We start from the raw sequence: 19,719 nt of genomic DNA on the forward strand, positions 1-19,719 counted from the left end.
GAATTTGAAGCCGCTTTCGCGAGCAAGCCCGCTCCCACAGATTGTATTGCGTGTCTTATCAGCGGTGCCCAATGCCTGCCGGGGCTCGGGTATACTCGCGCGTTTTGTGATGCCCTGCTGGCGTCACGGCTGAAATGTGAAGCGTCATGCAATGCGCACTTACGATTTGTCGGTGCAGCGTCGCGGGTTCTGAACCAGCCTTGCAGGGATGTTTCGGTGATTTTTGGAGTTTCTATGCTCGAACAGGCTCAACGCGTCCTCAAGGACATCTTCGGCTACGACAGTTTCCGTGGCCGCCAGGGTGCAATTATTGAGCGCGTGGCCAGCGGTGGCGATGCCCTGGTCCTGATGCCTACCGGTGGCGGCAAGTCATTGTGTTTCCAGGTCCCGGCTTTGCTGCGCGAAGGCCTGGCCGTGGTGGTCTCGCCGCTGATCGCCCTGATGGACGACCAGGTCGCCACCCTCGAAGAGCTGGGCGTGGCCGCCGCCGCGCTGAACTCCACCCTCAGCGCCGAGCAGCAGCGCGACCTCGCCGCCCGCATCCGCCGGGGTGAAGTGAAGATGCTCTATCTGGCGCCGGAACGTCTGGTCCAGCCGCGCATGCTGTCATTTCTGCAGGGATTGAACATTTCCCTGTTCGCCATCGACGAAGCCCACTGCGTATCGCAATGGGGGCATGACTTCCGTCCGGAATACCTGCAACTGGGCCAGTTGGCGGAGATGTTCCCCGACGTGCCGCGCATCGCACTGACCGCCACTGCCGACAAACGCACCCGGGAAGAAATCGTCACCCGGCTGCACCTGCAAGACGCCGAGCGCTTCCTGTCGAGCTTCGACCGACCGAACATCTTTTATCGCATCGTGCCCAAGGAGCAACCGCGCAAGCAGTTGCTGGCGTTCCTTGCCGAACGGCGCAGCGATGCCGGCATCGTGTATTGCCTGTCGCGCAAGAAAGTCGAGGAAGTCGCCGCGTTCCTCAGCGAGCAGGGTTTTCCGGCGCTGCCGTACCACGCCGGTCTGCCCAACGATTTGCGGGCTTACCATCAGAAGCGCTTCCTCAACGAAGAAGGCCTGATCATGGTTGCCACCGTGGCGTTCGGCATGGGCATCGACAAGCCCAACGTGCGTTTTGTCGCGCACCTCGATTTGCCGAAATCCCTGGAGGCCTACTACCAGGAAACCGGTCGTGGCGGCCGTGACGGCCTGCCGGCTGACGCCTGGATGGCCTACGGCCTGCAAGACGTGGTGATGCTCAAGCAGATGCTGCAGAACTCCGAAGGCGACGAGCGCCACAAACGCCTGGAGCAGCACAAACTCGACGCCATGCTTTCCCTGTGTGAAGAAACCCGCTGCCGTCGGCAAACGCTGCTGGCCTACTTCGACGAGGACATGCCCCAGCCTTGCGGTCATTGCGACAACTGCGTCGACGGCGTGCAGACCTGGGATGCCACCGAGCCCGCACGGCAGGCGCTTTCGGCGATCTTCCGCACCGGTCAGCGCTACGGCGTCGGACACCTGGTGGATGTATTGCTGGGCAAGGACAATGAAAAGGTCCGTAACTTCGGGCATCAGCATCTTTCGGTGTTTGGTGTTGGCAAGGCGATGGCGGAGGGCGAGTGGCGCTCGTTGTTCCGCCAACTGGTGGCCCGAGGTCTGGCCGACATCGACCTCGAAGGCTACGGTGGGCTGCGCCTGAGCGACAGTTGCCGGCCGCTGCTCAAGGGTGAAGTGACCCTGGAGCTGCGTCGCGACCTCAAGGCGCAAACCGTGGCGAAAAGCAGCAAGAGCCAGGCGAGCCAACTGGTTCGGGGCGAGGAGCGCGAACAGTGGGAAGCCTTGCGCGCCCTGCGGCGTAAGCTCGCCGAAGAACATGGCGTGCCGCCGTATGTCATCTTCCCCGACTCGACCTTGCTGGAAATGCTGCGCAGTCAGCCGACCTCGCTGGCCGAAATGGCCACGGTCAGCGGCGTCGGCGCGCGCAAGCTGGAGCGTTACGGCGAGGCCTTCCTCGAAGTCCTCGGCGGCCAGGTCGAGGCGCCGAAACCGGTGGCCGACGTACGTCACGAACTGATCACGCTGGCGCGGGCCGGTATGACACCCGTGCAGATCGCCGGTCAGTTGCAGTGCTCGGAAAAGAACGTCTACACCATGCTGGCCGAAGCGATCGGCAAGCAGCAGTTGTCGCTGGAGCAGGCGCTGGATCTGCCTGAGGACCTGATGGGCGAAGTCCAGGACGCCTTCCTCGACGGCGAAGGTGAATTGCCGCCGGTTTCCGAGATCGCCGCGCTGTTCGCGGGCCGGGTACCGGAAGGGGTTTTGTACTGTGTTCGCGCTGCCTTGCAGTCGGAATTCGAGATTTGAGACATCCGTAGTGCTGATGTAACGATTCAGTACAGATCAAGCCTTGCCTCGGATCGAGGCTCATGCTTAGCTGACTAATAATTAGTTTTTATTTATTTCAGTCTAATCATGAGTGTTTTATGCCGTTAACCGATCAACACCGCTTTGGCATGCAATTGGCCCAGATGTCCCGTGGCTGGCGTGCCGAACTGGACCGCCGACTGGCGGGCATGGGCTTGTCCCAGGCGCGCTGGCTGGTGCTGCTGCACCTGGCCCGTTTCGAAGAGGCTCCGACCCAGCGGGAGCTGGCACAAAGCGTTGGCGTAGAAGGGCCGACCCTGGCCCGTTTGCTCGACAGTCTGGAAAGCCAGGGTCTGGTGCAACGCCAGGCTGTGCTGGAAGACCGTCGTGCGAAGAAAATCGTGCTCTGCGCCCCGGCGCTTCCGCTGATCGAACAAATTGAAACCATTGCCACGCAACTGCGTCACGAGCTGTTCGAAGGCGTCGATGAGGCGGATTTGAAGGTGTGCATGCGAGTTCACGGCCATATCCTGGGCAACCTTGAAAAATCCTGAGGCATAACCGACTGCCAGGCTTTTGAGAGACTGCATTGCGCAGACTATAAGAACTACTCGGCAATATCGTGTTCGTAACGGATGTACGAACGCGTACGGGTAATTTTTGTAGATCTCAAGGATGCTCATGCTCAAGTGTTGGCGGTTGGTTGTGCGCGGTTGTTCACAGGGGTTGCTGGCCGGGGCGGCGGTCACTTACTCGGCATGGGCTCCGGCGCTGGGCCTGGGTGAAATCACCCTGCATTCGGCGCTGAATCAACCGCTGCGTGCCGATATCGCCCTGGTGGATGCGGCTGGCCTGGAGGAGGGCGAGCTGTCGGTAAGCCTGGCATCGGCAGACGAGTTCAGCCGTGCCGGGGTCGACCGGGTTTTTTTCCTCGATAATCTGAAATTCACCCCGGTCCTGCGCGGCAAGCGCAGCGTGATCCAGGTGACATCCAGCAAACCGGTCAGTGAACCCTTCCTGAATTTCCTCGTGCAGCTCAATCAACCCGGCGCGCGCTTATTGCGCGAGTACACGGTGCTGATCGATCCACCGGGGTCGCCAGGCATTGTTGCCGCCCCCGATGAACCGGTTTCCCGTTCCCCGGCGTCTGCATTCCCCAGGGTTCAACCAGTCGAAACGCCGTCCCCCGTGGCAAGGACGACGCCAGCAACTGACGTCTCCTTGGTCGATCCCGCCGTGGAACAACTGGCTGCCAGCACCCTGCAAAACCACCAGCTTCAATCCACTGTCGATGACCTCAATGCGAAGCTGCAAAGTCAGTATGAGCTGATCGACGGCCAGAAACAGCAGTTGGCCGAGCTGCAAACCCAACTGGCTGAGCTCAAGAAGGTTAAGGCGCAACCCATGGTTTCTGATGCAGTGGAACCGGCCCCCGCCATTGCTGAGCCTCCCGGGGTTGGCTGGTTGCAGATTGCCGGCGTGTCAGCGCTGATGGCGTTGCTGGCGCTGGGCTGGTTTGTTCGCCGCCGGCGCCAGCAGCCTCAGGCCACGGCTTCAGAGGCGCTGCCGTCGCCACATGAGCCGTCGGCCGAGTTTTTTACCGAGCCAGTGATCTGGCCGCCCGTCACGCAATCGCCCACTGCGCAGAGCGACGGGGTGCCAGCCAATGATGAACTTGAGTGGGTCGATAACCGTCACGCCATCCCGGTCGCTGCTGCCGTGGCGGTTCCGGGTTTGGCGATGTCCGGCGAATCTGCCATTGACGATGAGTACCGGCTCAACCTGGAGGAGCTGTCCATGGCGTCGAATTGGGACGTGATCAGCCCAGGCGAAACCAGACAGCCGGTGGCGCTGGCCATGATCGAGCCTGCGTTCGGGTTGGAGGCACCACCTGATCAGCCGACTCGACAGTCACCGGCCGGGCTATCATAGCGGCGTCGTCAAACTCTGGAGTCAAGCCCCATCATGACCGCCCACAAACCGGAAATCGTCATCACCTATTGCACGCAATGCCAGTGGCTGTTGCGAGCGGCCTGGCTGGCCCAGGAACTGCTCAGCACCTTTGGTGACGACCTGGGCAAAGTCTCCCTGGTGCCGGGCACCGGCGGGGTCTTTCATGTGTTCTGTGACGCCGTGCAGATCTGGGAGCGCAAGGCGGACGGCGGCTTCCCTGAAGCCAAAGTGCTCAAGCAGCGGGTCCGCGACCGGATCGACCCGGACCGCGATCTGGGACACAACGACCGCACTCAGTGAGACGCCGCCTCGGCGGTAACGGCCTTCTTGCTCGAACTGCCTGAGAGCCTGCTGGACACCACGATTGCCACAATGATCAACGCACCTCCCAGCAACATGCGCAGAGTCGGGTTTTCGTTGAACAGCAGCCAGGCGACGGTGATGCCATAGACCGGCTCCAGGGCGAACACCACCGCGGCGGTGCGTGCCTTGATCACCGCCAGGCTGGCGACGAACAGACTGTGGGCGACACCGGTACAGAACACACCGAGCAGGCCGATCCACAGCCAGTCGATGGCGCGTACTTCGCTCAATTGAGGCGCCGCCACCGGCAGCAGGCACAGGGCAACCACCACGTTCTGGCACAGCGCCGCCTGCACGGGCGGGACGCGCCCAGAGCTGGCACGGTTGGTCAGCGACAGCAGGGCGAACAACAAGCCGGAACCCACGGCCCACAGCAGGCCAGTGGTAGCGCTGCTGGCCAGGTCAAAATCAGGCGTGACCAGCACCAGCCCCACACTCACAAGCAGAACCAGCACAATCTCATTGGCGCGAATGCGCTCGCGGAAGATCAACCCTTCGAGGATCACGGTAAAGGCCGGGAAACTGGCGAAGCCGAGCGTTGCAATCGCCACGCCTGCGACTTTCACCGCAATGAAGAAACTCACCCAGTGTCCGGCGAGCAACAAGCCGCTGAGCAGCAGCCGACGCCAGTCCACGGCCTCGAGTTTCTGCCAGCGCGTCTGGCTGGCGAACCGTGCAAAAAATGCCAGTGCGAGCACGGCAAAAGCGGCACGGCCGAACACGATGATCGCCGGTGATGCGGCAGCCAGTTTGCCGAACACGCCGGTCAGGCCGAACATCAATGCGCCGATATGCAAGGCGCCAAGTGCGGTACGGGGAGTCATTGCAATCCTTGATGACAAACGAACAGGGGCCTCATTGAAGCGCGTAATGGCCCGTCAAGTCTGTCGGCAGACTAGCGTTTTTTGTCGCCAGCCTCGCGCCGCAGTTTCCCGGGCGACGCCCCGAACTCGCGCAGCACCGCCGCCGCGAAGGCACTCTGGGAGCTGTAGCCGACGCGGCTGGCAACCTCGCCGATGGGCAGTGCCGAGTTGCGCAGCATGCCCACCGCGATATGCAGGCGTCGGCTGCGGATGTAGTCCATCGGCGTCTGTCCGCATTCAGCCACGAACCGCGCATGCAAACGGGCACTGGAGAGGCCGGCCACCCGGGCCAGGTCGGCCACCTGCAGCGGATACGCCGCGTACTGGTCGATGTGTGCATTCAGCGCGGCATAGGGCAGGCGCCGACCGCCGACGGCATCGGGCCTGGCGTTGTTCAGGCTGGCCAGCAACAGCACCGCACCTTGTTGTGCGATCAGCGGGTCATCGACCGGACTGTTCGCCAGCCAACTGACCAATTGGCTTTGTCCCGCGTCCAGGGGCAGGCGGCCGGCGTTGTCGAGCAAGCGTCGGCTGGACTCGGCGTGATCGCCCAACGACTGCGAAATCCATTGTTCGCCGGGCACATCCAGCACCAGGCAGCGACTGCCATTGGCGCTGCCACACGCATGATGCGCACCGGAGGGCACCACCACGAAACTCTGCTGGACCACCTGGCTGCCACGGCCGTCAACCTCGAAATCCAGAGCGCCCGAAAGCCCGAACACCAGTTGCGCGTGGTCGTGGCTGTGGACGATCAGGTCGTGGCTGTATTGGCGGAGCGTGAGGATCGGTCTCATCGCGGGTCTCCCGGTTCAGGGCGTCAGTCTACACCCGGGCAGGCTGATAAGCGCTGTCACACGACTGACTTGGTGCTGTCATGGACCATTAACTCGACCAGCGCAAACTTTACAAAACATGTCCAGAGGGTTGCCCATGACCAGCGCCGAGCTCGCCAAACCCACCCGTAAACAACGCGTACGGACTTTATGGATTTCCGACGTGCATTTGGGCACCCGGGATTGCCAGGCTGAACACCTGTCGCAGTTTCTTAAGAGCTACCACGCGGACAGAATCTACCTGGTCGGCGACATCATCGACGGCTGGAAACTGCGCGGCGGCATGTACTGGCCGCAGGCGCACACCAACGTGATTCGTCGCCTGCTGACCATGAGCAAACGTGGCACCGAGGTGATCTACGTCACCGGCAACCACGATGAATTCCTGCGCCGCTATTCGAAGCTGATCCTGGGCAATATCCAGTTGGTGGACGAAGCGGTGCACGTCACCGCCGACGGCCGGCATCTGCTGGTGATCCATGGCGACCAGTTCGATGTGATCACCCGTTATCATCGCTGGCTGGCCTTTCTCGGTGACTCGGCCTACGAATTCACCCTGACCCTCAACCGCTGGCTCAATCATTGGCGTGCGCGGTATGGCTACGGCTACTGGTCACTGTCGGCCTACCTCAAGCACAAGGTGAAAACCGCGGTCAGCTTCATCAGCGACTTCGAGGAAGCCATCGCCCATGAATGCGTCAAACGCGAGCTGCACGGTGTGGTGTGCGGGCACATTCACCATGCCGAGATTCGCAAGGTGGGCGAGGTGGATTACCTTAATTGCGGCGACTGGGTGGAGTCGTGCACGGCGCTGATCGAGCATTGGGATGGTTCGATCGAGTTGTACAGGTTGGCGGATGCCCAGGCGCGGGAGGCGCAGTTGAAGGCGTCCAAGGTTGCAGAGTTGGCCTGATTGATTTGATTTTTGTGGCGAGGGGGCTTGCCCCCGTTAGGCTGCGCAGCAGCCCTAAAGCCATTCACCGCAGAACACCAGATAGATCGCACTCATAGGTTCACGGCGGCTTCGCCACCGAGCGGGGGCAAGCCCCCTCGCCACAATGGTCGCCATAGGTCATCAGGCTGGCGAATGCTCTTCCATCGCCGCCTTGTAGATCGAGTTTCTCGGCCGGGCAAACAACCGCTCCATCATCGGTTCGAAGAAGCTCAATGGCAGCGTGTCATACGCCGGATCAAATGCCGCCGCATCGTATTTGGCACAGAACTCGACGGTCGCCTGGTACTGCGGGTGGTCCTGGAACTGCTCGCGCAGATGCCGATCCATGCCCAGGTGATGAAAGAAGTAGTAGCCCTGGAAAATCCCGTGTTTCTCCACCATCCACAGGTTCTCGGCGCTGACGAACGGCTTGAGGATCGCTGCGGCGATGTCCGGGTGGTTGTAGGACCCCAGGGTGTCGCCGATGTCGTGGAGCAGGGCGCAGACCACGTATTCCTCGTCGCGACCATCGCGAAAGGCGCGGGTGGCGGTTTGCAGGGAATGGGTCAGGCGATCCACCGGGAACCCGCCAAAATCCCCCTCCAGTAACTTCAGGTGCGCCAGAATCCTTGTCGGCAGTTGTCGCGCGTAGGCAGTGAAGTCTGCGGCGATGATCGCCCAGTCTTCCTGCGTGCCGTCCTTCATGTGGGTGAAGCGGGCATTGGCATTCATAGGCAACTCTCTTGTGACGGATGTTCTCTAGAACGGAACGCGCCCCAGCACCATGTCCCGGTACATGACAAAATCGCCGAGCAGGCTGTAGAAGGGGTGTTGGAACGTTGCCGGGCGGTTCTTCTCGAAGAAGAAATGCCCTACCCAGGCAAAGCTGTAACCCGCCACAGGCAGGGCCCACAACAGCATCCAGGCTCCGCGACCAACGGTCAGCGCCAGTATCAAGATAACCAGCGTCGTGCCGATAAAATGCAATCGGCGGCAGGTACTGTTGCTGTGCTCGCTGAGGTAGTAAGGGTAAAACTCAGCAAAGCTGTTGAATCGTTTGATGTTTTCCACGACTGCGATCTCTGTGGTTATTGTTCTGACTGCAAGTTGTTCTGCGGGTAGCTTATTTGAGTCTAGAGTGATCAATGGCATCAGGCAGTGACAATAGGCGCCACTTTAATATCCTTCGGTCAATAGCCGTCGCATGCGGCTCACCATGTAAGAAAAAACGCCATGAGCGAACGAACGACTTCTGCAAGCTGGGCGATGGGGATTGTCAAAGCGCTGGAGATGGATGGCCTGGATTGCCGGGTTCTGTTCAAGCAGCTGGGGCTCGACTACGCGGCACTGGATGATCCGGATGCTCGCTTTCCGCAAGACTCCATGACACGGCTGTGGCAACGCGCGGTCGATCTGTCCGGGAACCCGGCCATCGGCCTGAACATGGGCAAGGTGGTGCGACCGGCGCAGTTCCATGTGACCGGTTACGCCTTGATGTCCAGCCAGACCCTGGCCGAAGGCTTTCAGCGTCTGGTGCGCTATCAGCGGATCATCGCCGAAAGTGCCGACCTGAGTTTCCAACTGCTGGATGAAGGCTATGCGCTGATTCTGACGGTGCATGGCGACCATCTGCCGCCGACCCGGCAGAGCGCCGAAGCTTCACTGGCCTGCGCCCTGGCGCTGTGCAGCTGGTTGACCGGGCGTACGTTGCAACCACGCAAAGTGTTGCTGCAAGGTGCCGAACCGGCCAATCCGGAACCCTATAAACAGGCTTTCCATGCACCGCTGGTGTTCAACGCGCCTTACGATGCGCTGATTTTCGAGCGTTCGGACATGGAAGCGCCCTTGCCGACGGCCAATGAAGCCATGGCGTTGCTGCATGACCGCTTTGCCGGCGAGTATCTGGCGCGCTTTTCCGAAAGCCACGTGACGCACAAGGCGCGGCAGGTGTTGTGCCGCCTGTTGCCCCAGGGCGAGCCCAAGCGCGACACCGTGGCGCAGACACTGCATCTTTCCCAGCGCACCTTGCAACGGCGCTTGCAGGAAGAGGGCACGAGTTTTCAGGCGCTGCTGGACGATACCCGGCGCGAACTGGCCGAGCAGTACCTGGCTCAACCGAACATGACCTTGCTGGAAATCGCCTACTTGCTGGGGTTCGCCGATCCGAGCAACTTCTTCCGCGCTTTCCGCCGCTGGTTCGATGCCACACCCGGCGAGTACCGGATGCGGCTGATGCAGGCACCTGAAGCGGTCAATGACGCCAAAATGCCGGAATACACAGAACAAACACAGTGATGATCTCCAGTCGGCCGAGCAGCATGCCGAGCGACAGAATCCACTTGGCGGCATCGGGCAGGGTCGCGAAGTTACCGGCCGGGCCGATGGTCTCGCCGAGTCCCGGGCCGACACCGGACACGGTACTGGCCGCGCCGGTGAGGGCGGTCATCCAGTCCACGCCGAGCAGCGACAGCAGCAGCGCAATCACGCAGATGGTGATCGCAAAGAAGAACGAAAAGGTCAGGATCGAACGCACGATTTCTTCGTCGAGGCGGTGACCGTTGTACTTCTGCTTGATCACCGCGCGCGGATGAATCAGCTGGTTAAGGTTGGCCTTGAGCAGGATATAGGCCACCTGGAAGCGGAAAATCTTGATACCGCCGGCGGTCGAACCGGAACAACCGCCGACAAACCCCAGATAGAAAAACAGCATCAGCGAGAAATTGCCCCAGAGGCTGTAGTCCCCCAGCGCGAAACCGGTGGTGGTCACCACCGACGTCACGTTCAGTGCCACATGGCGCAACGCCTCCAGCCAATGCAGCTGGGTCGTCCACCAATACCAGGTGCCGAGCACCAGCCAGGTCACCAGCAGCATGCCGAGCAGGCCTTGAACCTGTTCATCCTTGATCAGCGCCCGACGGTTGCCCCGCAATGTGGCGACATACAGGGTGAACGGCAGGGCCCCGAGAATCATGACGACGATCGCGACCCAATGCACCGCAGGCTCCGGCCACTTGGCCAAAGACTGGTCGGAGGTCGAGAAGCCGCCGGTGGAAATCGCCGACATCGCGTGGTTGATCGCGTCGAACAGGCTCATCCCGGCCCACCAGAACGCGAGGCTGCCGACAATGGTAATGCCGACGTAGGTCGCCACGATCAGGCGCGCCACCATGTGCGAGCGGGGCATGACTTTTTCCGAGCGGTCCGACGATTCGGTCTGGAACAGCCGCATGCCGCCGATGCGCAGCAGCGGCAGGATCGCCACCGCCATGCCGATGAAGCCGATGCCGCCGAGCCAGTGCAGCAACGAGCGCCACATCAGGATGCCGGGGGACATGGTGTCCAGGCCGCTGAGTACGGTTGCGCCAGTGGCGGTGATGCCGGACATGCTTTCGAAGAACGAGTCGGTGTAGCTGATGTTTTGGGTCAGCAGGAACGGCAGCGCGGCGAAGATGCACACCACCAGCCAGCTGCTGACGGTCAGCAGGTACATGTCCCGGGGGCGCAGGTGAATGTGTTCGGGGCGCCCGGGAATCACCAGCGCCAACCCGGCGACAAAGGTGATCATGCTGGCCCAGAGGAACGACGGCAGATCGCCGGTGCGGTCGAAAATGACCAGCGTGGCCATGGGGATGACCATGGAGATCGCCAGCGTGATCAGGAAGATGCCGATGATGAAACCAATGATCCGTAAGGTCGGCAACGCCATGAGGTCCGCTCGGCTGATAGAGGAAAGGGCGCCATTCTACCCGTGAGGCAGGGCATGTAAACCGGCACTGCTGCGGCAGTTACAGCTAGAATAGCCGCACAAATTTTTCAGGAGGTGGCCGATGCAGGCTCTCGACGCTTTGCTCAACCGTGTTTCCGTTCCGCGACTGATTGACCCTGCACCCACTGCCGAGCAGCGCGAGGTGCTGTTCGGTGCCGCCATGCGCGCCCCGGATCACGGTCACTTGCAACCTTGGCGCTTCCTGACGGTGGAAGGCGCGGCACGTGAGCAAATGGGCGAGCTGCTGGTCGAAGCGGCGAAATTGCAGGACGGCGAAGTCAGCGAAGCAGCCATCGACAAGGCGCGCAATAATCCGCTGCGGGCGCCGTTGGTGGTGGTGGTGATTGCGCGGTTGCAGGATCACGTCAAGTATCCGAAGTCCGAGCAGTTGCTGGCGGCGGGCTGTGCGGCCCACGGGATCTTGCTGGCGGCCTATGCGCAGGGCATTGGCGCGGTGTGGCGTACCGGTGACCTGGCGTACTCGCCGCATGTGGCCAAGGGTTTGGGCCTGGCGGAGGGGGAAGAGGTGATTGCTTTCCTTTACCTGGGCACACCGCAGAAAGAACCTCGGGTGGCCGAGAAGGTCGACCTGGCCGAGTTTGTCAGCGCCTGGCCCGGGAAGGTCTGACACCGCAGCCCCTGTGGGAGCGAGCTTGCTCGCGATAGCGGCAGTACATTTAACATTGACGTGACTGAAAAACCGCCATCGCGAGCAAGCTCGCTCCCACAGTAGATCTGTGTCATTCAGATAGTTGGGGGGGATAACCTCAGGGTTGTACAACAGCCCCCGGCACCAACGGCAATTCCAGGCTGGCCATGAACCCGCCTTCAGGGTGATTGGCCAGCACCAGGCTGCCGCCATGGCGTTCCGCCGCTCGCCGGGCGATGGCCAGGCCCAGGCCGTGTCCGGCCGCTGTCTGCCCCGGTGCTCGATAGAACGGCTCACCGAGCTGGCTCAAATATTCGGCACTGACCCCGGGCCCGTGATCGCGCACGGTCACGACGATTCGCTCACCCTGGCGCAGGGCCTGCATTTCGATCGGCAGGCCACCCACCGGATTGAAACGCTGGGCGTTGCGCAGCAAATTGTCGACGGCCCGTTCGATCATGGTCGGCCAGCCCTTCAGATTCAGTTGCGACTCGGCTTCGAGGTGTACCAGCTGCTCGGGTGAAGCGAGTTGAGCATCCTTGTGCAAGGTATTGAGCAAGGCATTCAGATCCACCTCTTCGGCACTGGCGTTATCGGAGTCGACCCGCGCCAGCACCAGGATTTCGCTGATCAGCGCTTCCAGTCGGTCGCATTCCCGGGTCAGGCGCGGCCATAGCTGTTCCCGTTCCTGCGGCCCGGCCCGTTCGGCGAGCGCCAGCGCGATACGCAGACGGGCCAGAGGCGAGCGCAGTTCGTGGGAGACATCGCGCAGCAGTTGCCGCTGGCTGCCAATCAGACTCTGCAGGCGCGCACCCATGCGGTTGAAGTCATTGGCCAGGACGCCAAACTCATCGCGACGGTTGGCCAGCTTGACCAGGCTGTTCTGTTGATACGTGGTTTGTCCCAGGTCATGCACCGCTCCGCGCAGACGGCTGAGCGGACGAGTGATGGAAAAGGTCACCAGCAGGCTGAACAGGGTCAGCACCACCAGGGCGATTCCCAGGGCACTGAGCGGCCAGAGCAGGCTCTCGCGGTGCCAGGCGTCCAGTTCCGGGTGTGGAATGCGGTAGATGAACAGGAAGGTGTCACCGGTTTTTTCGCTGGTGAACTCATCGGTCAGACGCCGCCATGGCAGGCGCCGGTCATCATTGTTCTGGCGCGCCTCAAAGGCCGCCGCACGTCTGGGGAAGGTGCCGCGCACCACCGGATCGCCGCTCTCGTTAAGCACCTGAACGTCGATGTGATACTGGCGTTTGCGTTGCTGGAGAATGTCTTGGGCGGCGTCTTCGCCCTGACTTTCGTAAGTCTGCGTCCACTGTTCGGCCAGCGTGTTGAGGCCCGGGTGGCGGCTGAGAATCCAGGCGTCCTGGTTGAGCATGTGCCCGAGCAGGATGGAAAGCCCTGCAACAAGAGCGATGGCCAGCCAGAAGCTGGCCAGGATACGCCAGAACAATGAACGCACAGGAAATCCTCGAACAAGCACAGAATCCCATGTAGGAGCGAGCCTGCTCGCGAAAAACGCATAGACAACACGGGCTGCCTGATGCCGCGCGTTATCGTTGACGTCCATCGCGAGCAGGCTCGCTCCTACAGTAGATTAAAAGCATCAGACCCAACGGTGTTCAGCCGTCGGGTCCGGGGTTAACGCATTATTGCGTTTTTTGCGGTTGTTGCGCCTTCCAGGCTTTGAACTCGGCCCACTCTGCGCGACGTTCAGCCTGTTTTTTCTGGATCTCGTCGAATTTCTTCTGTTGATCCGGTTTCAGCACCGCACGCACATCGGCTTCGGCTTTTTTGTGGTTGGCGGTCATTTCGTCTTTCATGGCTTTCTGGTCGGCTGGCGAGAGTTTCTCCAGGTACTTATCGACCAGTTGCTTACGCTCGTGCATTTGCTCGCCCATGATCTTGCGGATCTGCTCGCGCTGTTCGCGGCTCAGGTCCAGTTCACTGTACGGGCCTTTGCCGTGCATGCCGTGCATCTGACCGCCGTGGCGCGAACCGTCCATCGGCCCATCCATGGGGCCGGTACCTTCAGGCATGGCCATGGCAACGGTCGGCAGGGCAGCAGCGAACATCAGAGCGATAAGAGTCTTGCGCATGGTGAATCTCCTTGTCTCGTTCCCGGTACGTTCCGGATGAGTGCAGATTACGCAGATCAAGGTCAGCGGCGGTCAGCGGAGGGTAAAGCTTGGGTAAAGACGATTTCCCGCCGGCCTGACAAAACTCCCGATTCCCCTGTAGGAGCTGCCGCAGGCTGCGATCTTTTGATTTTGACCAAAAAGCAAGATCAAAAGATCGCAGCCTGCGGCAGCTCCTACAGGGACCGTATGTTGTCAGGGTCAGAGGCTGTAGTAGTAGCCGCGGCTGCGCAGGGCCACGATGCGCGGACGACCATCGGGGTGAGGGCCGATCTTCTTGCGCAGGTTGCTGACGTGCATGTCCAGGCTGCGGTCGTACAGGGTCAGCTTGCGGCCGAGGGCAATCTGCGCCAGTTCCTGTTTGTCCAGGGGTTCGCCGGGCTGCTTGAGCAGGGCTTCCAGCAGGCGGCTTTCGGAAACGGTGAGGGTGAACTCCTGCTCGTCGATGCTGACCACGCCGCGCACCGGGCTGAAACACAGGTCGCCCAGTTCCAGCTGGCTGGACACCGCAGCCGGGTGGCTGCGGCGCAGGACGGCGCGCAGGCGGGCGGTCAGTTCCCGTGGATCGCAGGGTTTGGCCAGGTAATCGTCGGCGCCCAGTTCCAGGCCGAGGATACGGTCCAGGGGCTCGCCCCGGGCCGAGAGCATCAGCACCGGCAAATCCGGGTGATCGCTGCGCAACTGCTTGAGCAGCTCCAGGCCGCTGCCATCGGGCAGCATCACATCCAGTACCACGGCCGCCGGAGCGGTTTCGGCCAGCGCACGGCGAGCGCTCTGGCCGTCGTGACAGGCTCGTACCTGAAACCCTTCCTGGCTTAGCCAACTGCTCAGGAGCTCACACAGCTCCTGGTCATCATCAATCAGTAACAGCTCGCTCATGACTCACTCAATTTAGCCATTGTCGACGTTTTCGACTTGCTCCACTGGCGAAGATACCGCAGAGCAGCGCCAATAGCGCTACCCCGGCGCCAACGACAAACCATTGTTGCTGGTCGGTCAGCAGGCGCGGCAGCGGACTGCTGGCCTGGGCTTCCTTGAGTTGCAGCTTCAAGCGCTGGTTCTCCTGGCGCAACCGGGCCAGCAGCGGGCTTTCGCGTTCGCCATCGGCAGTTTGCAATTGTTTGCTCAGTTCTTCCCGTTGCCGTTCGCTTTCTTTCAAGCGTTGCTGCAACTCAGTGATCTGGCTGCCGGCGCTCAAGGAAAGCGGCGTCGAGTTTCCACCCTCGGCGTATTCTTCGCCGTGGGCGGGCGCCACGATCGACAACGTGACCAACATCAGACACAACGGACCCTTGCGCATCGCGACTCCTGATTCCAATACGAGTATTGGGCAAGTTGTCGGCCGATAAACAGGAATAATGAGCGATTGAGAACGCGATGAACCGACAAGGTTCATCGCGTGGGGGATTTGTTACGGCAGGACTTGCTTGAACGGCTTGACCAGAACGTTGGCGTAGACGCCTGCGGCGATGTACGGATCGGCGTCGGCCCAGGCCTGGGCGGCGCCCAGGGAATCGAATTCGGCGACGATCAGGCTGCCGGTGAAACCCGCCGCGCCCGGATCATTGCTGTCGACGGCCGGGTGTGGGCCGGCCAATACGATGCGACCTTCGCCCTTGAGCACTTGCAGGCGCTCGAGGTGCGCAGGCCGTGCGGCCAGGCGGGCTTCCAGGGAGTTGGCGACGTCTGTGGCAATGATTGCGTAAAGCATGTCAGTCCTCGGTTTTTGGCGTAGTGGTGTCGGCATCGTGCAGATGGCGGGACAGGTAAATGCCCTGGCCGACCAGGAACAGCAAAGTCATGCCCAGGCTGCCGAAGACCTTGAAGTCGACCCAGTAGCTCTGGAAGGTGAACGCGACAAACAGGTTGGCGGCACCGCAAAACAGGAAGAAGGCGATCCAGGCGATGTTCAGGCGCGTCCAGACCGGCTCCGGCAAGGTCAGCGCGTGGCCCATGATGCGTTTGATCAGCAGGCTGTCACCGACGAAGTGGCTGCCGATGAACGCCAGGGCGAACAGCCAGTTGACCACCGGGGCTTTCCACTTGAGGAACGTCTCGCTGTGAAAGGCCAGGGTCAGGCTGCCGAATACCAGGCAGGCGATGAGGGTCAGCCACTGGCTCTTCTCCAGCTTGCGCTGCTTGATGAACAGCGTGCCGTAGACCACCAGAGAACTGACGATCAGCATCGCGGTGGCGCTGTAAATACCGCCTACAGTGACCTCATGGCCGGCAATGTCGACGACCCGTGGATCGATTTTGAAGACGATGAAAAACAGCAGGAGCGGGATGAAATCGATGAATTGTTTCACAGTGGCAGCCAGAAGCAGGATGTGGCGGCATAATAACAAACATATGGGCGCGCGATAGCGCCAGCTGATTTGAGGTTACAAAGCCCTGTGAATGTTGATTTGCACTGCCATAGCACGGCCTCCGATGGCGCCCTGGCGCCTGCGGTTCTGGTGGCGCGGGCGTTCGAGAAAGGCGTGCGAGTCCTGGCCTTGACCGATCACGACACCCTTGAGGGCCTCGACGAGGCCCGGCACGCGGCTGCCGCGCTGGGGATGCAACTGGTCAACGGCGTCGAATTGTCTTGCACCTGGGGCGGCGCGACCATTCATGTATTGGGCTACGGTTTTGACGTGAATGCCGCGCCGCTGGTCGAGGCCATCGCCAAATTACGTGATGGCCGCTGGCTGCGCTCCGAGGAAATCAGCCGCAAACTGGCGTTGAAAGGCATGCCGGGGGCGCTTGAAGGCGCCCGCAAGATCCAGCAGGAACTGGGCGACAGCGGCAACGCGCCAGCCCGCCCGCATTTCGCCGACTGGATGGTGCGAGAAGGTTTCGTCAAGGATCGCGCCGAGGCGTTCCGCAAATGGCTGGGCGCCGGCAAGTTGGGCGACGTCAAGCAACACTGGCCGACCCTGGAAGAGACCGTCGAAACCCTGCGCGCGGCCCAGGCCTGGGTCAGCCTGGCACACCCCTGGCACTACGAATTCACGCGAAGCAAGCGACGTCGCCTGATTGCCGACTATATTCAAGCAGGGGGCCACGCCATCGAAGTGGTCAATGGTTACCAGCCTGCCGAACAAGTGGGCAGTCTGGCCATTCTGGCCCGCGAGTTCGGTCTGCTGGTCAGCGCCGGCAGTGATTTTCATGGCCCCGGAGGCTGGTCGGAGATCGGTGAATACCGGCCACTCCCGGAGGATCTGCCACCGCTATGGTGTCGATTCAAACATGACCCAGTTATTGCCGCCGTCTGAACAGGTAGAGAATGTGAGTCAATTTTTCCAGATTCATCCGGAAAACCCGCAAGCGCGCCTGATCAAGCAGGCAGTCGAGATCATCCGCAAGGGCGGGGTGGTGATTTATCCTACAGACTCTTCCTACGCCATTGGTTGCCAGATCGGCGACAAGGTGGCTGTGGAGCGCGTGCGACGTTTGCGCGGGCTGGATGAAAAGCACAACTTCGCGCTGATTTGCTGTGATCTGTCGCAACTGGGCCTGTTCGCCAAGATCGACACCGGCACTTTCCGCCTGCTCAAGGCCCACTTGCCGGGGCCCTACACCTTCATTCTCAACGCCACCCGCGAAGTGCCGCGACTGTTGCTGCACCCGAAAAAACGCACCATTGGCCTGCGGGTGCCGAGCCATCCGATTGCCCTGGCATTGCTGGAGCAGCTCGGCGAGCCGTTGATGAGCGTGAGTCTGATCATGCCCGGTGAAACCGACCCGATGTATGACCCCCATGAAATGCGCCAGTTGCTCGAGCACCAGGTCGACCTGATCATCGATGGTGGCTTTGGCGGGATCAAGGCGTCCACCGTGATCAACCTCGCCGACGGCGAACCGGAAGTCATCCGCGTCGGTTGCGGCGACCCTGCGCCGTTCATGGTCGAGGCCTAGATGTCCGCAGTAGAACCCGTCGACAGTCAGGCCGGAGCCCAACAGGAACTGCCCTTCGCCATGGTCTATGGCCAGGCGGTCATGGAAATGCCGCTGGACCTGTACATCCCGCCGGATGCCCTCGAGGTCTTCCTCGAAGCCTTCGAAGGCCCCCTCGACCTGCTGCTGTACCTGATCCGCAAACAGAACATCAACATCCTCGACATCCCGGTGGCGGAAATCACCCGCCAGTACATGGGCTACGTCGAGTTGATGCAGTCGGTGCGCCTGGAGCTGGCCGCCGAGTATCTGGTGATGGCCGCGATGCTGGCCGAGATCAAGTCGCGGATGCTGCTGCCGCGGGCCGAAACCATCGAAGACGAAGAGGATGACCCGCGCGCCGAACTGATCCGCCGCTTGCAGGAATACGAGCGTTTCAAGGCCGCCGCCGAAGGCATCGATGGCTTGAGTCGCGTCGGTCGCGACGTGGTGGTGCCCAAACTCGACGCCCCGGAAGCCCGGGCACGCAAGTTGTTGCCGGACGTGCGCCTGTCCGAGTTGCTGTTGTCCATGGCCGAGGTATTGCGCCGTGGCGACATGTTCGAAAGCCATCAGGTCAGCCGCGAGGCGCTGTCTACCCGGGAGCGCATGAGCGATGTGCTGGAGCGCCTCAAGGGCGGCGGTTTCGTGCCGTTTGTCGAGCTGTTCACCGCTGAAGAAGGGCGCCTTGGCGTGGTGGTGACCTTTATGGCGATCCTTGAACTGGTCAAGGAATCGCTGGTCGAGCTGGTGCAGAATGAGCCATTTGCCGCGATCCACGTGCGAGCCCGAGCCGAATAACGAGTCGAAACATGAACCTGACTGAACCCCGTGACCTGGCACCCTTGCTTGAAGCCTTTCTGTTGGCCTCGGGAAAGCCGCAATCCCTGGAAAGCCTGTTCGAACTCTTCGAGGAGGGCGAGCGCCCGGAGCCACCGGTCTTCAAGAAGGCCCTGACGATTCTCGCCAAGTCATGCGATGGCCGCGCGTTTGAACTCAAGGAGGTGGCCTCGGGGTATCGCCTGCAAATTCGCGAGAAATTTGCGCCGTGGGTCGGGCGTCTGTGGGAGGAGCGCCCGCAGCGTTACTCCCGCGCCATGCTCGAAACCATGGCCCTGATCGCCTATCGCCAGCCGATCACCCGCGGCGAAATCGAAGACGTGCGGGGGGTGGCGGTCAACAGCAACATCGTCAAGACCTTGATGGAGCGCGAATGGATCCGCATCGTCGGCTACCGCGACGTCCCCGGCAAACCGGCGATGTTCGCCACCACCAAGGCGTTCCTCGATCACTTCAACCTGAAAAACCTAGACGACTTGCCACCCTTGGCGGAGCTGCGCGAGCTGGAACCGGACCCGGTGCTCGATTTCGACGACGCGCCTGTACCCGCCGGGTTGCAAGAGCTGGCCGACGCCAGCGCGGAACCGGCAGAACCGAAGGAAGAAACCAGTTTCCACACGCTGTTGCTGGAGCTGGACAGCATGGAAGAGGGGATCAAGACTGACTTCGATGATCTGTTGCGTGATGGCGCGGTGACTGAGATTGATTCGGAACAGCCCGACATCGAGCCTGAGCCTGAGCCGGAAATGGAACCGGAGCAGGAAGACGACATCCTCGGCGTTGCCGAAGCCCGGGAAAAACTGCTGGCTGCGGTTGCTGCGCTTGAACAGCCGAAGCCCGAGCCTGAACTGTCGGACGAAGAGGCCGAAGCCCTGGCTCTGGCTCAAGCTATCGAAGCAGAACGCCGCCAGTTCGAGGACTGATGTGAGTCTCATGAGCAATGGAGATTCACTGTGGGAGCGAGCTTGCTCGCGATGGCGGCAGGTCAGTCGCTTCGATGTCGGATGTGCCTCCGTCATCGCGAGCAAGCTCGCTCCCACAGGGGGGATGAGTTCGCAAGCAAGTTGCGGGTCACCGGTCAGCGGAAAAACCAAT

General features: G+C 61.3%; 22 protein-coding genes. 11 read left to right on the forward strand and 11 right to left on the reverse strand.

All coding sequences use genetic code 11. The annotated features are described in order from the left end of the window. Window positions 1-234 precede the first annotated feature (234 nt). The 4 genes from recQ (at window position 235) to PMI26_RS13500 (ending at window position 4,614) form a co-directional block, all read left to right on the forward strand. Window positions 235-2,361, forward strand: coding sequence for a DNA helicase RecQ (gene recQ, locus PMI26_RS13515; protein WP_007975278.1), 2,127 nt, complete (start codon window positions 235-237; stop codon window positions 2,359-2,361). A gap of 119 nt (window positions 2,362-2,480) precedes the next feature. Continuing rightward, window positions 2,481-2,915, forward strand: a complete 435-nt coding sequence (locus tag PMI26_RS13510) for a MarR family transcriptional regulator (RefSeq protein WP_007975279.1) — start codon at window positions 2,481-2,483, stop codon at window positions 2,913-2,915. Between the two features lie 127 nt (window positions 2,916-3,042). Next, window positions 3,043-4,293, forward strand: a complete 1,251-nt coding sequence (locus tag PMI26_RS13505; RefSeq protein WP_007975280.1) for a FimV/HubP-related protein — start codon at window positions 3,043-3,045, stop codon at window positions 4,291-4,293. A 33-nt stretch (window positions 4,294-4,326) separates the two neighbouring features. Next, a complete protein-coding gene (locus PMI26_RS13500) occupies window positions 4,327-4,614 on the forward strand; it encodes a SelT/SelW/SelH family protein (protein ID WP_007975281.1) in 288 nt (95 codons plus the stop codon). Here the strand turns inward: PMI26_RS13500 and PMI26_RS13495 are convergent. Together PMI26_RS13495 and PMI26_RS13490 are read right to left on the reverse strand one after the other, a co-directional pair. Beyond that, a complete protein-coding gene (locus tag PMI26_RS13495) occupies window positions 4,608-5,501 on the reverse strand; it encodes a DMT family transporter (protein WP_007975282.1) in 894 nt (297 codons plus the stop codon). The genes PMI26_RS13500 and PMI26_RS13495 overlap by 7 nt on opposite strands. 71 nt (window positions 5,502-5,572) lie before the next feature. After that, a complete protein-coding gene (locus PMI26_RS13490; RefSeq protein ID WP_007975283.1) occupies window positions 5,573-6,337 on the reverse strand; it encodes a helix-turn-helix transcriptional regulator in 765 nt (254 codons plus the stop codon). Between the two features lie 136 nt (window positions 6,338-6,473). On the opposite strand from PMI26_RS13490, the gene PMI26_RS13485 reads away from it, so the two are divergent. Beyond that, window positions 6,474-7,289, forward strand: coding sequence for a UDP-2,3-diacylglucosamine diphosphatase (locus PMI26_RS13485; RefSeq protein ID WP_007975284.1), 816 nt, complete (start codon window positions 6,474-6,476; stop codon window positions 7,287-7,289). Window positions 7,290-7,451: 162 nt separating this feature from the next. Here the strand turns inward: PMI26_RS13485 and PMI26_RS13480 are convergent, their stop codons facing one another. Together PMI26_RS13480 and PMI26_RS13475 are read right to left on the reverse strand one after the other, a co-directional pair. Further along, a complete protein-coding gene (locus tag PMI26_RS13480) occupies window positions 7,452-8,042 on the reverse strand; it encodes an HD domain-containing protein (RefSeq protein ID WP_007975285.1) in 591 nt (196 codons plus the stop codon). 27 nt (window positions 8,043-8,069) lie between these two features. After that, window positions 8,070-8,381, reverse strand: coding sequence for a DUF962 domain-containing protein (locus PMI26_RS13475; protein ID WP_007975287.1), 312 nt, complete (start codon window positions 8,379-8,381; stop codon window positions 8,070-8,072). 162 nt (window positions 8,382-8,543) lie between these two features. Between PMI26_RS13475 and PMI26_RS13470 the strand changes: the two genes are divergently transcribed. Further along, window positions 8,544-9,605 (forward strand): AraC family transcriptional regulator, encoded by a 1,062-nt coding sequence (locus PMI26_RS13470; protein ID WP_081500978.1) that lies wholly within the window; start codon window positions 8,544-8,546, stop codon window positions 9,603-9,605. Here the strand turns inward: PMI26_RS13470 and PMI26_RS13465 are convergent. Next, window positions 9,562-11,016 carry a TrkH family potassium uptake protein gene (locus PMI26_RS13465; RefSeq protein ID WP_007975289.1) on the reverse strand — a complete coding sequence of 485 codons (1,455 nt, stop codon included), beginning with the start codon at window positions 11,014-11,016 and terminating at the stop codon, window positions 9,562-9,564. The two genes, PMI26_RS13470 and PMI26_RS13465, sit on opposite strands and share 44 nt — an antisense overlap. A gap of 121 nt (window positions 11,017-11,137) precedes the next feature. Between PMI26_RS13465 and PMI26_RS13460 the strand changes: the two genes are divergently transcribed. Beyond that, complete coding sequence (locus PMI26_RS13460; RefSeq protein WP_007975290.1) at window positions 11,138-11,704, forward strand: NAD(P)H nitroreductase; 567 nt, start codon at window positions 11,138-11,140, stop codon at window positions 11,702-11,704. Between the two features lie 139 nt (window positions 11,705-11,843). On the opposite strand, the gene PMI26_RS13455 is transcribed toward PMI26_RS13460, so the two are convergent. The 6 genes from PMI26_RS13455 to PMI26_RS13430 form a co-directional block, all read right to left on the reverse strand. Then, window positions 11,844-13,187 carry a sensor histidine kinase gene (locus PMI26_RS13455; protein ID WP_033047946.1) on the reverse strand — a complete coding sequence of 448 codons (1,344 nt, stop codon included), beginning with the start codon at window positions 13,185-13,187 and terminating at the stop codon, window positions 11,844-11,846. 187 nt (window positions 13,188-13,374) lie between these two features. Continuing rightward, the gene (locus PMI26_RS13450; protein ID WP_007975294.1) at window positions 13,375-13,824 is read right to left on the reverse strand and encodes a Spy/CpxP family protein refolding chaperone; all 450 of its coding nucleotides are present in this window, start codon (window positions 13,822-13,824) and stop codon (window positions 13,375-13,377) included. A gap of 240 nt (window positions 13,825-14,064) precedes the next feature. Beyond that, complete coding sequence (locus PMI26_RS13445; RefSeq protein WP_007975295.1) at window positions 14,065-14,742, reverse strand: response regulator transcription factor; 678 nt, start codon at window positions 14,740-14,742, stop codon at window positions 14,065-14,067. A 7-nt stretch (window positions 14,743-14,749) separates the two neighbouring features. Continuing rightward, complete coding sequence (locus PMI26_RS13440; RefSeq protein WP_007975296.1) at window positions 14,750-15,163, reverse strand: hypothetical protein; 414 nt, start codon at window positions 15,161-15,163, stop codon at window positions 14,750-14,752. Window positions 15,164-15,274: 111 nt separating this feature from the next. Next, the gene (locus tag PMI26_RS13435) at window positions 15,275-15,574 is read right to left on the reverse strand and encodes a YciI family protein (protein WP_007975297.1); all 300 of its coding nucleotides are present in this window, start codon (window positions 15,572-15,574) and stop codon (window positions 15,275-15,277) included. Window position 15,575: 1 nt separating this feature from the next. Then, window positions 15,576-16,172 carry a septation protein A gene (locus PMI26_RS13430; protein WP_007975298.1) on the reverse strand — a complete coding sequence of 199 codons (597 nt, stop codon included), beginning with the start codon at window positions 16,170-16,172 and terminating at the stop codon, window positions 15,576-15,578. A gap of 87 nt (window positions 16,173-16,259) precedes the next feature. Here PMI26_RS13430 and PMI26_RS13425 point away from each other — a divergent pair, with 87 nt between their 5' ends. From PMI26_RS13425 to scpB, 4 genes are read left to right on the forward strand one after another with little or no spacing between them, the layout of a single operon-like run. Continuing rightward, window positions 16,260-17,123, forward strand: coding sequence for a PHP domain-containing protein (locus tag PMI26_RS13425; RefSeq protein ID WP_007975299.1), 864 nt, complete (start codon window positions 16,260-16,262; stop codon window positions 17,121-17,123). Between the two features lie 13 nt (window positions 17,124-17,136). After that, window positions 17,137-17,766: an L-threonylcarbamoyladenylate synthase gene (locus PMI26_RS13420; protein ID WP_033047950.1), complete on the forward strand. Its 630-nt coding sequence runs from the start codon at window positions 17,137-17,139 to the stop codon at window positions 17,764-17,766. A 60-nt stretch (window positions 17,767-17,826) separates the two neighbouring features. Further along, window positions 17,827-18,585: a segregation and condensation protein A gene (locus tag PMI26_RS13415; RefSeq protein ID WP_172435665.1), complete on the forward strand. Its 759-nt coding sequence runs from the start codon at window positions 17,827-17,829 to the stop codon at window positions 18,583-18,585. Between the two features lie 11 nt (window positions 18,586-18,596). Further along, window positions 18,597-19,547 (forward strand): SMC-Scp complex subunit ScpB, encoded by a 951-nt coding sequence (gene scpB / locus PMI26_RS13410; RefSeq protein ID WP_007975302.1) that lies wholly within the window; start codon window positions 18,597-18,599, stop codon window positions 19,545-19,547. The last annotated feature ends 172 nt before the right edge of the window (window positions 19,548-19,719 follow it).

The organism is Pseudomonas sp. GM33, from assembly GCF_000282295.1.
GTDB lineage: Bacteria > Pseudomonadota > Gammaproteobacteria > Pseudomonadales > Pseudomonadaceae > Aquipseudomonas > Aquipseudomonas laurylsulfatiphila.